Source organism: Salibacterium halotolerans (assembly GCF_900115625.1).
In the GTDB taxonomy this organism is placed as follows: Bacteria; Bacillota; Bacilli; order Bacillales; family Marinococcaceae; genus Salibacterium; species Salibacterium halotolerans.
This window is the reverse complement of the sequence record NZ_FOXD01000018.1, coordinates 26,123-39,805: the sequence shown is the minus strand read 5'-3', so window position 1 is coordinate 39,805 and position 13,683 is coordinate 26,123. Positions and strand designations below refer to the sequence as shown.

At 48.2% G+C, this 13,683-nt stretch carries 11 protein-coding genes; 3 read left to right on the top strand and 8 right to left on the bottom strand.

What is annotated here, in order from left to right:
* Positions 1–38 precede the first annotated feature (38 nt).
* The 4 genes from rpsN to BM124_RS13995 all read right to left on the bottom strand — a co-directional run bounded on the left by rpsN (position 39) and on the right by BM124_RS13995 (position 3,709).
* Positions 39–308, bottom strand: a complete 270-nt coding sequence (rpsN, locus tag BM124_RS14010) for a 30S ribosomal protein S14 (RefSeq protein ID WP_093338434.1) — start codon at positions 306–308, stop codon at positions 39–41.
* Positions 309–327: 19 nt separating this feature from the next.
* The gene (locus BM124_RS14005) at positions 328–1,515 is read right to left on the bottom strand and encodes a GTP-binding protein (protein ID WP_093338433.1); all 1,188 of its coding nucleotides are present in this window, start codon (positions 1,513–1,515) and stop codon (positions 328–330) included.
* A gap of 32 nt (positions 1,516–1,547) precedes the next feature.
* On the bottom strand, positions 1,548–2,675 hold the full coding sequence (locus tag BM124_RS14000) for a metal ABC transporter solute-binding protein, Zn/Mn family (protein WP_093338431.1): 1,128 nt from the start codon (positions 2,673–2,675) through the stop codon (positions 1,548–1,550).
* A gap of 155 nt (positions 2,676–2,830) precedes the next feature.
* Positions 2,831–3,709, bottom strand: coding sequence for a DMT family transporter (locus tag BM124_RS13995; RefSeq protein WP_093338430.1), 879 nt, complete (start codon positions 3,707–3,709; stop codon positions 2,831–2,833).
* Between the two features lie 236 nt (positions 3,710–3,945).
* Between BM124_RS13995 and BM124_RS13990 the strand changes: the two genes are divergently transcribed.
* Positions 3,946–4,833, top strand: coding sequence for a fructose bisphosphate aldolase (locus BM124_RS13990; RefSeq protein ID WP_093338428.1), 888 nt, complete (start codon positions 3,946–3,948; stop codon positions 4,831–4,833).
* Between the two features lie 356 nt (positions 4,834–5,189).
* Here the strand turns inward: BM124_RS13990 and abc-f are convergent, their stop codons facing one another.
* The 3 genes from abc-f to BM124_RS13975 form a co-directional block, all read right to left on the bottom strand.
* Positions 5,190–6,767 (bottom strand): ribosomal protection-like ABC-F family protein, encoded by a 1,578-nt coding sequence (gene abc-f / locus BM124_RS13985; RefSeq protein WP_093338427.1) that lies wholly within the window; start codon positions 6,765–6,767, stop codon positions 5,190–5,192.
* Between the two features lie 384 nt (positions 6,768–7,151).
* Entirely contained in the window at positions 7,152–8,327 is a 1,176-nt protein-coding gene (locus tag BM124_RS13980) for an ROK family transcriptional regulator (protein WP_093338425.1), read from the bottom strand.
* A gap of 23 nt (positions 8,328–8,350) precedes the next feature.
* Complete coding sequence (locus tag BM124_RS13975; protein ID WP_093338424.1) at positions 8,351–10,045, bottom strand: SulP family inorganic anion transporter; 1,695 nt, start codon at positions 10,043–10,045, stop codon at positions 8,351–8,353.
* 349 nt (positions 10,046–10,394) lie between these two features.
* Here BM124_RS13975 and BM124_RS13970 point away from each other — a divergent pair, with 349 nt between their 5' ends.
* Positions 10,395–11,384 (top strand): aldo/keto reductase, encoded by a 990-nt coding sequence (locus tag BM124_RS13970; RefSeq protein WP_093338422.1) that lies wholly within the window; start codon positions 10,395–10,397, stop codon positions 11,382–11,384.
* Between the two features lie 288 nt (positions 11,385–11,672).
* Here BM124_RS13970 and BM124_RS13965 read toward each other — a convergent pair whose 3' ends face one another.
* Positions 11,673–12,149, bottom strand: a complete 477-nt coding sequence (locus BM124_RS13965; RefSeq protein WP_093338421.1) for a glutathione peroxidase — start codon at positions 12,147–12,149, stop codon at positions 11,673–11,675.
* A 417-nt stretch (positions 12,150–12,566) separates the two neighbouring features.
* On the opposite strand from BM124_RS13965, the gene BM124_RS13960 reads away from it, so the two are divergent.
* A complete protein-coding gene (locus BM124_RS13960) occupies positions 12,567–13,601 on the top strand; it encodes a putative 2-aminoethylphosphonate ABC transporter substrate-binding protein (protein ID WP_093338419.1) in 1,035 nt (344 codons plus the stop codon).
* The last annotated feature ends 82 nt before the right edge of the window (positions 13,602–13,683 follow it).

The following is a 13,683-nucleotide window of genomic DNA, read 5'->3' as shown; positions in this document are numbered from 1 at the left end:
CATGGTCTGAAATCAGATTCAAACCGCCTGCCCCACTGTTACCAGCTTGATTTTTTTACGCCGGGAAGCTGTCCTTTATGGGCAAGATCCCTGAACGCAATACGGGACAGGCCGAATTTGCGCATATAACCATGCGGACGCCCAGTGACCTCACAGCGGTTGTGAAGCCGTGTCGGGGACGCATCACGCGGCAGCTTCTTCAACGCCTCATAGTCGCCTTTTTCTTTTAGTTCTTTGCGCTGCTCTGCATATTTTTCAACTGTCTTCTGTCTTTGTTTTTCTCTGGCAATCTTTGATCTTTTAGCCATGGTTTCGTTTCCTCCTTTATTAAATGCCTGGTATTTTCTGCTTTTCTTCTTCAAAGGATTCGCGCCATTCTTCCATTTCACTTGGCTGAATGAGGCATTCGTCGAGTGTCTGTTCAATATAGTCCGCGTCCAGATCAACACCTATAAACACAAGTTCTGTTTTGCGGTCTCCGTAAGGGTAATCTTCCAACTCTGCTTTCGCTTCCGGTTGTTCACGCAGCATTTCACCTTTTTCCGCAGACGGCAGGGCGTCCACCCAATACGTAACAGATTCAAGGGTAATAGAGGAAGCGGCCTGGGAGAGCATAAATGCCATCGTATGGTACGTGGAAAGCCAGGCGATCCCTTTTGCTCTCGCGATTTCTTTCGGGTACTGTTCAAACCACTGCTTCAGCCTTTCCGTGTGAAACGGCATTCTGCGGCGGTACACAAAGGAACGGATTCCGTACTCTTCGGTTTCCGGGGTGTGCTCCTCCTGTTCAAGTTCCTGGAGCCAACCGGCCGATTCACTGGCTTTCTCAAATTCAAACAGGCCGGTGCCGAGAATGTCCTGCAACTCCACATTGCCGTAATTGGTCTTAATGAGTTTTGCCTCCGGCTGCAGCTTCTGGAGAAACGCAATAAGCTGATCTCTTTTTTCTGCAGGAACCATATCCATTTTGTTAGCCACCATCACGTCACAGAACTCAACCTGGTCGATTAAGAGATCGACGACCTGTCTCGCGTCCTCTTCCACTGCTTCCTGTTTACGGTCCAGAAGCGATTCTCCGGATGAAAAGTCTTCCCAGAAACGATTCGCATCCACGACTGTTACCATCGTATCGAGTTTACAATACTGGGTAAGGTCGATTCCCATATCTTCATCGATATAACTGAATGTCTGTGCCACCGGTACCGGTTCACTGATGCCGGACGATTCGATGATGATATAATCGATATCCCCCTGCTCAGCCAGCCGCTGCACCTCTACAAGCAGATCTTCGCGGAGAGTGCAGCAGATGCAGCCGTTTGACATCTCCACCATTTTTTCCTCCGTCCGCTTGAAACCGCCATGTTCAATGATGCCGGCATCCACATTGACTTCACTCATGTCGTTGACGATGACTGCCGTTTTCAGGCCCTGTCGATTGTTCAACACATGATTCAAAATGGTCGTTTTTCCCGCACCGAGGTACCCGCTCAGTACGGTCACAGGAATTTTTCTCATGTTCTTGTACCTCCTTTCACTTCAGGGTTTCATTAATGGCTGTGATCGTGGCTGTGGTCATGACTATGGCTGTTGTTTCCCTCGGTTTCTTCATTGGAACCACCTTGATTCGAGCTGCTGGATTGATTTGCGGATGCAGCTTCCAGCGCCGTTTGGAGGTTGTCCAGATTCTGCTGCATCAGATCGAAATAGTCTTCGTTATTTTGAATTTCTTCTTCGGTACGTACGGACAGATTGTGGAGCTGCAGTGCTTCGGCTCCGACTTCGTTCTGAATCACCTCTGTCACTTTCGAGGTGACGTTCTGCTCAAACATGACGTGTTCGATGCCCTCGGATTCCACGGTACTAATGATATTCCGCAGTTCTTTCTGGGATGGTTCCGATGATGGAGCAAGTCCTGATACGCTGATCTGTTCCAGTCCGTACCGGTCTTCCCAGTATCCATACGCCGCATGGGAAACGATGAAACGGTTATGTCCTGCTGATTCAGCAAGCTGTGAAAACTTCTCATCCAGATCGGATAGTCTGTTTTTTAGTTCAGAAGCATTTTCTTCAAAAAGGCTTTCCTGCTCCGGACGCAGTTCAATCAACTTGTTTTTAATAGTATCCACGGCTCCCTGAGCGCGTACAGGGTCCAGCCATGCGTGTGGATCAACGCTGCCGTGGGAGTGGGAATGACCGCTTTCTTCTCCTTCACCGGAATGATCATGCGAATGATTGTGGGAATGATTATGTCCGCCGCTGAACTCCCGCAGGTCCATGCTGCTTGTCACTTCAAGTGACGGTATTCCTTCTTCCTCCATCGTGTCGTTAACAGCCTCAGCAAAACCTTCCATTCCTGCTCCGTTCATCACAAATAAATCCGACTCTGCCATATCAATCATCGTTTGACTGGTTGGTTCGTAGCTGTGCAGATCCGCGCCGGCAGGTACGATGTTCGTTACTTCCACCTGATCGCCGCCGATTTTTTCCGTAAAGTCCTGCCACGCAAACAGTGTTGTATAGACCTGAAGCGGTTCTTGTTCCTGATTGCTCTCCCCATTTGTGCCCTCATCTGCATTGTCCTGGGATGCATTCTGTCCCACCTGTCCTCCGCCGCATGCAGCCACAATCATAATGACTGCTGTGATGAGGAAGTAAATCAGACCCTGACGTTTCATTCACTTATACCCCTTCCATTTTCGTAACTATTACGATTTACATTGTATGATTATAACGAAACGTTAACGATTTGTAAATAATAATGATTACGATTTAATGGCAAAAATAAATCAACCCCCTTTCCCGTGTGCTGTGAAAAGGGGGTTGATGTTTGTCAGCTTGCTTCTTTCTCTGTTTCTTCATGATCTTTACGGTTGTTTTTCAGGAACATGTAGAACGATGCTCCGAAAATAACGATGTACCCTATAAGACTAAGCAGCGTCGGAACCTGGCCGAATAAAAGAATACTCAAGAGAGCCGAGTACACAACCGTCGAATAAAAGAAAATCGAAATTTCCCCCGCCGGCGCGAACTTATAGGCAAGCGTAATACCGAACTGTCCGACTGTCGCAAAGGCTCCGGCTGACAGAAGCAGAGCCCATTGCTGCCAGCTCATCGGTTCATACAGAACGAAAAGAAACGGCAGCAGCACAATGGTTGTAAAGAATGAAAAGTAAAAGACCACGGTGTAGTGCTTTTCCCGGCTGCCAAGGATGCGCAGCAGTGTGTAGGCACCTGCCGCAAACATGGCTCCCACGACCCCAATAATATAAGGAAATATTTCTACAGAAAATTCGGGCTGAATAATGAATAAGGCACCGGCAAAAGCAACCAGCACCGCGATGATTTGATACCGGCGGACGGTCTCTTTCAGAAAAACCGCCGAGAATATAATAAGAATAAACGGACTGAGTTTATTGAGCATTTCTGCATCGGAGAGCACCAAATGATCAATGGCATAAAAGTTCAGGACGATTCCCACTGCCCCGAGCGCGGACCGGCTGAGCAGCAGCTTCTGGTTTTCTTTTCTGCCAAAAATCCGCTCCCGGTGATATAATACAAAACCCAGGGTGATAAAAGCTGCGACAATATTGCGGAAAAAGGCTTTCTGCATCGTCGGCAGATCGCCGGAAAGCTTCACAAAAGCCGCCATAATGGAAAATCCCAAGGCAGAAACCAGTAATAACAAAATACCTTTATTGCGGTCTGACATCGATTGTTCCTCCTATTTCTCGAAACCATGCAGAGCGAAAAAACTGGTACATTCCGCCCCACCGACACACTATATTAATACAAAACAGCGGAAATGGAAAGAATTCTGCTTCGGTTGCCCTTTTGTTCATCCGAAAAGTTTCAATCTAAGACTACAGTAAGACCCCCGAATCGTGATATAGTAGAGACGGGCATGTCATCCAATAATTATAATGATCATAAAAGGAGTGGACGTACATGAACGAAAAGCAGTTGGAACAAATGAAGAACGGCAAAGGTTTCATCGCTGCACTGGACCAAAGCGGCGGCAGCACACCGAAAGCACTGGCACTATACGGTGTAACGGAAGATCAGTATTCCGGGGAAGAAGAGATGTTCGACCTTGTACATGACATGCGTACGCGGATTATCACAGCCCCTGCGTTTGATTCCGAACAGATTATCGGCGCCATCCTGTTTGAACAGACGATGGACCGCGAAATTGATGGTCTGTATACAGCAGATTATCTTTACGAGAAAAAAGGTGTTGTACCGTTTTTGAAAGTCGACAACGGCCTGGATGCTGAAGAAAACGGCGTACAGAAAATGAAGCCGATTGCCGACCTTGAGGACAAGCTCAGACGCGCAAACGAGCGCAATATCTTCGGTACTAAAATGCGCTCTGTTATCAAAGAACCGAACGAAGAAGGCATCAAAGCCGTCGTGGAGCAGCAGTTTGAAATCGGCCGTCAGATCATCAATGCCGGACTCGTACCGATCATTGAACCGGAAGTGGACATTAACAGTTCCGATAAAGCGAAATGCGAAGAAATGCTCAAAGAAGAAATCCTCAAGAATCTCAATGAGCTTAACGAAGACGACCGCGTTATGCTCAAACTCACCATCCCGACCGCAGCCAATACGTACACAGAGCTCATTGAGCATCCAAATGTAGTACGCGTTGTAGCTCTTTCCGGCGGGTATGAAATTGATGAAGCCAACCGCAAACTCGCCGAAAACAACGGCCTGATTGCCAGCTTCTCCCGTGCGCTCACGCAGGACCTGAACGTGAATCAGACGGACGAAGAATTCAACAACAAAATGTCAGCAACCGTCGACTCCATTTATAAAGCTTCCATTACGTAAGCGGAACGCACAATCAACACCGAACGCTCCCGATTATTTTTTGCCATAATCGGGAGCGTTTTTTGTGTTATAAGGAAGGCAGCTCTCCACACCGGCTTATGTCCACTAACCATCTGAAATAATGGATTAGTGTCCATGAAACGATGTTCTATGGACACTACGGCGCTGAATGGAGGTGGGTAGTGGCTGCCGGCAGACGTCCGCAGCCATTAACCGCCTATGTGGGGAGCTTAGTGTCCACAAACAAATACTCCGTGGACACTAAAAGCACCGTCCGAGCAGCTAATGGCTTCTGAGAATTCTGATGGTGACTGCATTATCCTCTATTATAAAATCCAACGTGTTATATCAGAATATCAACTCTTGTCCAGTTGCTGTTTCAGATCGTTTTTCTTTTTCAAAAGCTGTTGGAACTCTTCATCCAACGCATCCGACGGAGCGATACTCAAGCGGCTTAATACCTCGGATATCTTCGTTTCCACCATCAACAGTTCATCCTGAATTGGATCATGGTCCACATCAGGTTCCGTATGCAGATACTCCTGATACGATCTATCAAATACAGTGACGTGCTTGTTGTTCATCGCAAAAATCCTCGTCGCCGTCTTTTCAAGAAATCGTCGGTCATGCGAGACAAAAAGCACCGTGCCGGAGTAATCCCGAAGCAGGGATTCCAGCGCTTCAAGCGCCCTGATATCCAAATAATTCGTCGGTTCATCGAGAATCAGCACATTCGCACCACTCACAAACAGTTTGGCAAAAGCCGTTTTCACCCGCTCGCCCCCGCTTAAATCTTTCACCAGTTTAAAAACATCATCCTGAAAGAAACCGAGGCGGCCGAGCACCGTCCGAATCATTGTCTGATCCTGAAACGACGTACGCCGCACATTATCAAGAATAGACTCCCCTTCCTCCAGAATTTCAAGCATCTGGCTGAAATAACCGAAAGACACAGCTGGCGCCGCCTGAATCCCGCCGCTCTCATCTAAAATCATACGGAGAAATGTTGTTTTCCCGCTGCCGTTAGGGCCGATAAGAGCAACTTTATCCCCTCCGCTGATGGAAAAGTCAAAAGCCTCCCATAATAGTTTATCCCCGATATGTCCCTCCACGTTCCAGCCGCGTATGATCGGACGATGCTGCAGAGATTCCTGCTCCACTACCTGCATGTTAATCGGAGGAAGTTCTTTCGGCCGTTCCACCTCCTTCAGCTGATGCAACCTCGTTTCTACGGCGTCTGCATCCTTACTAAGTTTTTTCTGCTTTTTGGCAAAGTGCGGTTTTGTCATTCTTGCCTCGGAAGCCGACACGTTTTTCGGTTTTTTCACTGCTCTCTGTGCTTGCTGCTCTTTCTGATGAAGTGCTTCCTCCAGTTGCTTTTTCGTGTCTATATATTTCTTGTATTCTTTCTCATGGTGTCTTCTTTTTGCTTCTTTTTGTTCTTCATAATCGGTATAACCGCCGGTAAACACCTTCACGTTTTCATCCTCTATTTCCCAGATCTGTGTGCAGAGAGCATCAAGAAAGGCACGGTCATGAGAAACAACAATGAATGCCCCATTCCAACGTTTTAGTTTCTCCTCCAGCTTCTCCACACTGCCGGTATCAAGATGGGTCGTCGGCTCATCAGCAAGCAGAACATCCGGATCTTCGGAAAATATTTCCTGAATTACCGTCTGCGATATTTCTCCGCCGCTTTTATCGGAAAGCCGGGGTTTTAACTGCGGTATCATCGAAACGGCCGCCCTTTGGATCACTGTCCCGCTTGACGGTTCTTTTTTTCCCGCAATCAGCTCGAGAAGAGAAGTCTTTCCAGACCCGTTTGGCCCCACCAAACCAATTTTATCCCCCTCATGAATACTCAACCGATCAATCGTACATAACGTACGTTCTTTCACGTCCAGCCGGATATCCTGTAAATGAATCAATGACATGATCTCATCTCCTTTATGAGCATGGCGGGGATTATTCATTCAGGCATTCCACCCATAAAAACAGCCCCCTATTTCCGTGTACAAACGTTCGGAACAGGGGGCATACCTCTACCTCTATTGGGGAGAACTGCAGGATACACGTTTCCACCAATCCTATTCCGAACGGTGCTGCAGGATAATACAGATCACCCCCCTCTGTGCAAAGGCTGGTGCCTGAATATCATGCATTTGTTCCGTCAAAGTGAAATTAGGATTAGTACTTCATGAGCCTACAGTTCATCCCCTTTTTCGTTTAAGTATAGATTAATCTTATATTTTTCTAATTCTCTTTGTCAATGGCAGTAGATAAAACAGACAGGACTCGTGTCCCAGTTCAAGCACGAGTCAGGAAAACTTCGAATAAAACGCGAATACACACGCTCCAACAGCTGTAGGATTTACATCATCATCCGCCGGCTGAAAGACAGGACGCTGCTGGTCTGTCCGTGAAATAAAGCCCTGCGCGGTTTGAATTACTTTTTCATAGTAAGCGGAGGATACTTTTATCAATTCACTATTCAGCACTACAATTTCCGGGTGAAGAACGTTGATCATGTTCGCCAGGCCGACACCGTAATAATAGGCGGAATCAAGCACTATGTTTTCAACTGCAGCGTTCCCGCTTTTCAATTCCTGCAGCACGTATTGCAGCACATCATTTTTATTGGGGTTCGTTTCCGAAACAGCCAGGTCTCCCGTCTGTATGAACCGCTCTGCTTTATCTACTAGATGATGATAGGAAATGAAGGACGACAGCGTTCTTCCTGACGCGGCATCAATAATCATGTTTCCATATGAACTCGCGTCCCCTTTTTGACTCTGCATGATGATGCCGTTTGTCAGCACCCCGCAGCGGAGGCCCCATCCGCTGATGCAGTATAGAATGGACTCATTTCGCTGTCGGCGGCGCAGAGATTCATAAAGAGCGGCTGTATTCGCCCCGTTTTCCAGAAAGACATCGAGGTGGAACGACTCCCGCATTTCCTCCACTACCGCGACCTCCTCCCATCCCGGAGCTGTGAAACCCTCCGGATACATCACACCCTTTTCCCGGTCCAGCGGTCCAACCGTTCCGATCCCGATGCCGAGTACATCTTTTTTATCTATCTGATTCCGGGCGAGAAGTGATGTTATTGTTTGTTTCAGCAGCGATATGGTAAGTGGTGGCGTATGATGTTCTGTCATCGGAAACGTTTCTTCGGCAGCCAGCTGAAACGACATGTCCACGATTGTAACGGTTGTCTCCGTTCTCGACAGAGCGATCCCGATGATAAAGGCGGCTTTCGGTTCCACATCATAAAGGGCAGGCGGCCGACCGCCACTGGATTCATCATAAGAAGCAATGCGGATCAAGCCGTACTGCTTCAGAGCATCCAGATGGCGGACGAGCGTAGTCTGCTTCATAGTCATTTTTTTTAAAAGATCCGCTTTCGTCACCGGACTTTCCTGGTGGATGACACGATACACGTCCCGCATTCCCTGGAATGCCGGAGAATGATGGCGTAACAGTTCCTCTATCACAGGGCATTCTCCTTCATCAGCATTTATATCATATAGTCATTGGGCGTCTGCTTTTCCTTCACAAATTCATCGAGCGTCAGATCACTCATCACATCCGGAAAACGCTCTTCCCAGCCGGCACGCTGCAGTAAGTCACGGACCGGTCCCTTGAGATGTACAAACCAGATGTTGATATCACCGCGGATGGTATAGGTCCGGATCAGCCGCTCCAGCTCATCAATACCGGCCGTGTCAATATCATTTACACCTCCCATGTCAATGATCACGTCATACAGCTTTTCCGGCTTTTCTTCCGCTTTCTTCACCTTTTTTTCGACGACCTTTTCGATGTAGGTCACGTTGGAAAAATGAATTCTGGCGTCAATACGAAGCAGCACTTTACCGGGCATTCGCTCGGTGCCGGTGAACCGCTCGACATCACGGTAATTTCTTGTTATATCATCCCAGCCCACTTCAACGATATGAGGCTGGGAGATACGGTGGATGAGAATACACAACGACACCCCGACGCCGATCAGGAGCCCCCATTGAATACCTGTAAGCAGAGTGGCGGCAAACGTGACGACCCAGACCCATCCATCCACCGGTTTGATGCGAAAAGCATAGCGCAGGGACGGCACATTAATCAAACCCGCCACCGCCGACAGAATAATAGCCGCCAGTACGGCCTGCGGAAGGTAGTAAAACAACGGCGTCAGAAAAAACAGCGTCAGGATAATACCGGCAGCGGTAATTACCATGGCAACCTGGGATACCGCTCCAGCGCGGTAGTTCACCGCACTTCTGGAAAAACTCCCGGTAACCGCATACGACGAAAAGAAAGGGCCCACAATATTGGCGGTTCCGATCGTGCGCAGTTCCTTATTCACATCCAAAGGCGGGCTGTCTTTGCCTGCGAGTGTCTTGGTAATGGAGAGCGACTCCATCATCGCAATGAAAGCGATGGTTAATGCCGTCGGCAGCAGCATGACCATGGCGGATGAATCCAGCGCGGGAACCGAAAATCCCGGAAATCCGCGCGGCACCTCGCCGACGATTTTCACGCCCGCGCCTTCAAGTTGAAACAAATAAACAATAGCGATACTCACTATAACAACGAGCAGAGGCAGAGGTAGTCTGGTTCGTTTTCTCAGCCCTATCAATACTGCCAGACTCACCAAGCCAATGATGGTCGTCGGCAGGTGGATATCGGAAATATTTTTTACGAAAGACAGAGCTAACGGAAGAATCTGATTCTGACTCGACATGTCCACACCGAAAAAGTTGCCAAGCTGGCTGAAACCTATAATAATAGCGACAGCGGAAGTAAACCCGTTGATCACATTCTGGGAAATGAACTTGACGAGCGCCCCCGCGTTCAAGAGACCCAGCAGCAGCTGCAGCACTCCAGTCATCAAGGTCAAAAGCAGTACAAGCGTGATGTAGTTTGAACTTTGCGGCTCCGCGAAAGCGGAAACCCCGGAAAATATCAGAATAGAGGACAGCGCGACCGGACCGACAGCGAGGTGCCGCGATGAGCCGAATAGAGCGTATAGAAGGAGTGGTATCGTGGAAGCATACAATCCCATAACCGGCGGAAGTCCGGCCAGCAGCGCATAGGCCATCCCCTGCGGTACCAGCATAATAAAAACGGTTAATCCAGCCGTTATATCCTGTTTCACTGATTGACGGTCATAGTCCGGTGGAAGGTTGAGGATTCCTCCCGGCAGTTTAGACATGTCACCTTCCCCCTTTCGTTAAACAAAGTCTTTGTTTTAACCATTTTGGATAAAAGTATTGTATGTTCACTATACTCTGTTTTCCGATGTCCTTCAAGAGCTGTATCTGAGATAACCGTTCTATAAAGCCGCACCCGTAGCAGCAGGGTTCAACGGCCGCGGCAAAAATCATAAATGAAAAAGAGAATAAAGAAGATCCGCTGATAGGGGAATTTTTCTTTTTTACCGGTATCCGCTTACATATGTTTACAATAAAGCGGCAGCGGAAACATAGGGAATGGATCGTTCTACTTGGAACGTTTCGTTATGATGGCGTTGATTATTTTTAAATCTCATTGGAGGTATATACATGGTTGATTTGAAACAGAACGGAAAACTTGGATTCGGCACTGCGCCTCTTGGCAACATGTACCGCGATATTCCCGAAGACGAAGCCAAAGCAGTGATAGAAGCAGCCTGGGACGGCGGCATCCGTTATTTTGACACGGCGCCGTTTTACGGAGCAGGCCTAGCGGAACTGCGTCTCGGCGAAGTGCTCACCAAGCATAACCGCGACGAATATGTACTCAGTACCAAAGTCGGGCGTTATATGCTCGATGAGACGGAAGAAAAAGGCGCAGGCCTTTTCCAGCACGGACGGAAAAACAAAGTCGTCGACGACTACAGCGCGGAAGGCACGCGCCGCTCGATCGAACAGAGCTTGGAACGCCTGCAGACCGACCGTATCGATTTCATCTACGTTCACGACATCTCCCCTGATTTTCATGGGGATGAGTGGGTAACGCGTTTCGATGAAGCGAGAAACGGCGCTTTCGTTGAGCTGGAACGTCTCCGCAGCGAAGGCGTGATTACGTCCTGGGGCATTGGCGTAAATCGAACCGAGCCGATTGAACTGGCGATGCAGCTCGAACATGCGAACCCGGATATCAGCCTGCAGGCAACCCGTTACACGCTGCTTGACCACGAGCATGCCCTGCAGCGCTTAATGCCGGAGGCCGAGGAACAGGGCGTCAGCATTGTGGTCGGGGCGCCGTACAGTTCCGGTATCATCGCAGGCGGTTCCCACTATGAATACGGCGAAGCCCCGTCCGAAGTAACCTCCCAGGTGGATCGTATGCATGACATCGCCTCGCATCATGGTGTGGATCTCACAGCCGCAGCCCTGCAGTTCTCCGCCGCTCATCCAGCGGTTGCAGCTGTCATACCGGGCACGACCCGCCCTGAGCGGATTCAGGAAAACATCGAAGCGCTTCATGCCGACATTCCGGAAGCCTTCTGGCATGAGATGGTGGAAGAAGGCATCATCTCACCACAGGCCCCGCTCCCTATTCACAGCTGAATAAAATGTTCACAGGCAATCCGGGGTTGTCCGGGGTGCCTGCCTTTTTCAGGATGGTTCCGCGTAGTGGACACTACATCGTACAAAAGCTGCCTGCAGTGTCCGATAGAACGGTTCTAAGAGCCACTATCCCTTCTTTTTGCCGACGTAGTGTCCAATAGATATTGTCTATCGGACACTAACCCTCCATTTTCCTCCTGATAGTGTCCAATAACCGAATCCCATTATTAACAACACCGCTTCACACAAAAATCTCCCGGCTGCTTTCAGCGGCAGCCGGGAGATTTTTTATCCTGATACAACGCTTTGAATGTCATCTTCCAGGCCTTCGGGTTTCGTCTGCGGGGAGAAACGGTTCACTACGTTTCCTTCTCTGTCGACCAGGAATTTCGTGAAATTCCATTTAATCTGGCTTCCGAATATACCTTTCTGCTCATCTGTGAGTAACTGAAAAAGCGGATGGGCACTGCTGCCGTTCACCTGAACAATGTCATGAATCGGAAACGTGACCCCGTAATTCAGGCGGCAGGATTCTTCCGCCTCTGCTGCGTCATCCAGCACCTGCTTAAACTGGTTCGACGGGAAACCAAGCACGACCAGTCCGTCATCCTTGTATTTCTGATACAGGGATTCGAGCCCGTCAAACTGACCTTTGAGCCCGCAATTGGTGGCGGTATTGACGATCAGCATCGGCGCGCCTTCATACTTGTTCAGCGTATACTCTGTTCCATCAGCTTTCGTAACGGTAATATCATAGATACTCACTAAAATCCCTCCTTGCATCCATTATACCCTCTTCTTCGCCGAGAGCAGAACCATATGCCTGCAACCAGGAGAACTGCATTTCTGCCCTTTATAAGAAAAATACAGGGCACCCTTCACAATGGTCGTGTCAGCTGCTCTATTTCGCAATTGACTCTTTGTCCTCCCCTCCCTAACGACCAACTTGTGACGTTTTACCCTGACTTCTTTCTTCCGATTTTCTATATCTGAACTCACAAAACAATTAAAACCACAACAAACAACAACAAAACACATTTTTTACTTGGAATTAATACTAGATTAATAAAGAAAATTTATAGTGAAAGTGTACCTGACAACAGGAGGGATATATATAACTAAACTATTCTCGCAACCTGCCGTTCCTATTAAAAAAGATTTACCAGAGGAGGATTTGATGAAATGAGGAAAACAATACTGTTTTGTTTTTCAGCACTGCTGCTGATTGTTACGACAGCGTGCTCGCAGGGCAGCGCTGAAGAGAAGACGGAAATTACCGTTTACACGGCTTTAGAGGATGACATGATCGAACCATACTTAAGTTCTTTTCACAAAAAACATCCCGATATTAAGGTGAACATTGTCCGTGATTCTACCGGTGTGATTACTTCCAAACTTCTCGCAGAAAAAGATAACCCTGTCGCCGATGTCGTTTGGGGAACAGCAGCTACCAGCCTTCTTGTCGCAGACCAGGAGGGGATGCTGAAAGGCTATGCACCAAAAGGAGTGGACCGCATCGCCAGCCAATACAAAGATTCAGGCGATAAGCCCCACTGGGTCGGTATTGATGCCTGGATGACCGCATTTACTGTAAACACCGCCGAAATGAAAGAAATGGGACTGGAGGTTCCGCAAAGTTATAAAGATTTACTGGATCCTCAATATAAAGATTTGATCGTAATGCCAAACCCTGCTTCCTCTGGAACTGGATATTTAACCGTATCTGCTCTGATTCAGCTCATGGGTGAAGAAAATGCCTGGAATTACATGGACAAACTTCATCAAAATGTCGGCATGTACACCCATTCCGGTTCAAAACCCGCCAAACTGGCAGGACAGGGAGAATATCCTATCGGCGTTTCCTTTGGCTACCGCGGAATCACACAAGCAGAAAAAGGACAACCGATTAAAACTATTTTCCCGGAAGAAGGCTCAGGATGGGATTTGGAAGCTAATGCCCTTGTCAAAAAAGAAAACATTAAACCAGCTGCAAAGAAATTTTTAGACTGGGCCATTTCTGACAAAGCAATGAAAGCTTACAGTGAAAATTTCGCCATCACAACAGTTCCAACAGATAAGCCCGTACCGGAAGGGTTCCCGGAAAATCCGACAGATCAGCTGATTGAAAATGACTTCAATTGGGCCGCGGAAAACCGCAGCACCATTCTGGATAAGTGGACAAAAAAATATGACGGAAAGAGTGCCCCAAAAGAATAGTGTACAAGTGAAATGCCCAAGTTATCCTTGTACTTCCGGAGACAGCTGTTTCCGTCATGCTGTCTCCATTATCCCACAATAA

Excerpts from the sequence above, each read along its gene's own strand:
- rpsN (WP_093338434.1), bottom strand. The coding sequence starts at position 308 with ATGGCTAAAAGATCAAAGATTGCCAGAGAAAAACAAAGACAGAAGACA.
- BM124_RS14005 (WP_093338433.1), bottom strand. The coding sequence starts at position 1,515 with ATGAGAAAAATTCCTGTGACCGTACTGAGCGGGTACCTCGGTGCGGGA.
- BM124_RS14000 (WP_093338431.1), bottom strand. The coding sequence starts at position 2,675 with ATGAAACGTCAGGGTCTGATTTACTTCCTCATCACAGCAGTCATTATG.
- BM124_RS13995 (WP_093338430.1), bottom strand. The coding sequence starts at position 3,709 with ATGTCAGACCGCAATAAAGGTATTTTGTTATTACTGGTTTCTGCCTTG.
- BM124_RS13990 (WP_093338428.1), top strand. The coding sequence starts at position 3,946 with ATGAACGAAAAGCAGTTGGAACAAATGAAGAACGGCAAAGGTTTCATC.
- abc-f (WP_093338427.1), bottom strand. The coding sequence starts at position 6,767 with ATGTCATTGATTCATTTACAGGATATCCGGCTGGACGTGAAAGAACGT.
- BM124_RS13975 (WP_093338424.1), bottom strand. The coding sequence starts at position 10,045 with ATGTCTAAACTGCCGGGAGGAATCCTCAACCTTCCACCGGACTATGAC.
- BM124_RS13970 (WP_093338422.1), top strand. The coding sequence starts at position 10,395 with ATGGTTGATTTGAAACAGAACGGAAAACTTGGATTCGGCACTGCGCCT.
- BM124_RS13960 (WP_093338419.1), top strand. The coding sequence starts at position 12,567 with ATGAGGAAAACAATACTGTTTTGTTTTTCAGCACTGCTGCTGATTGTT.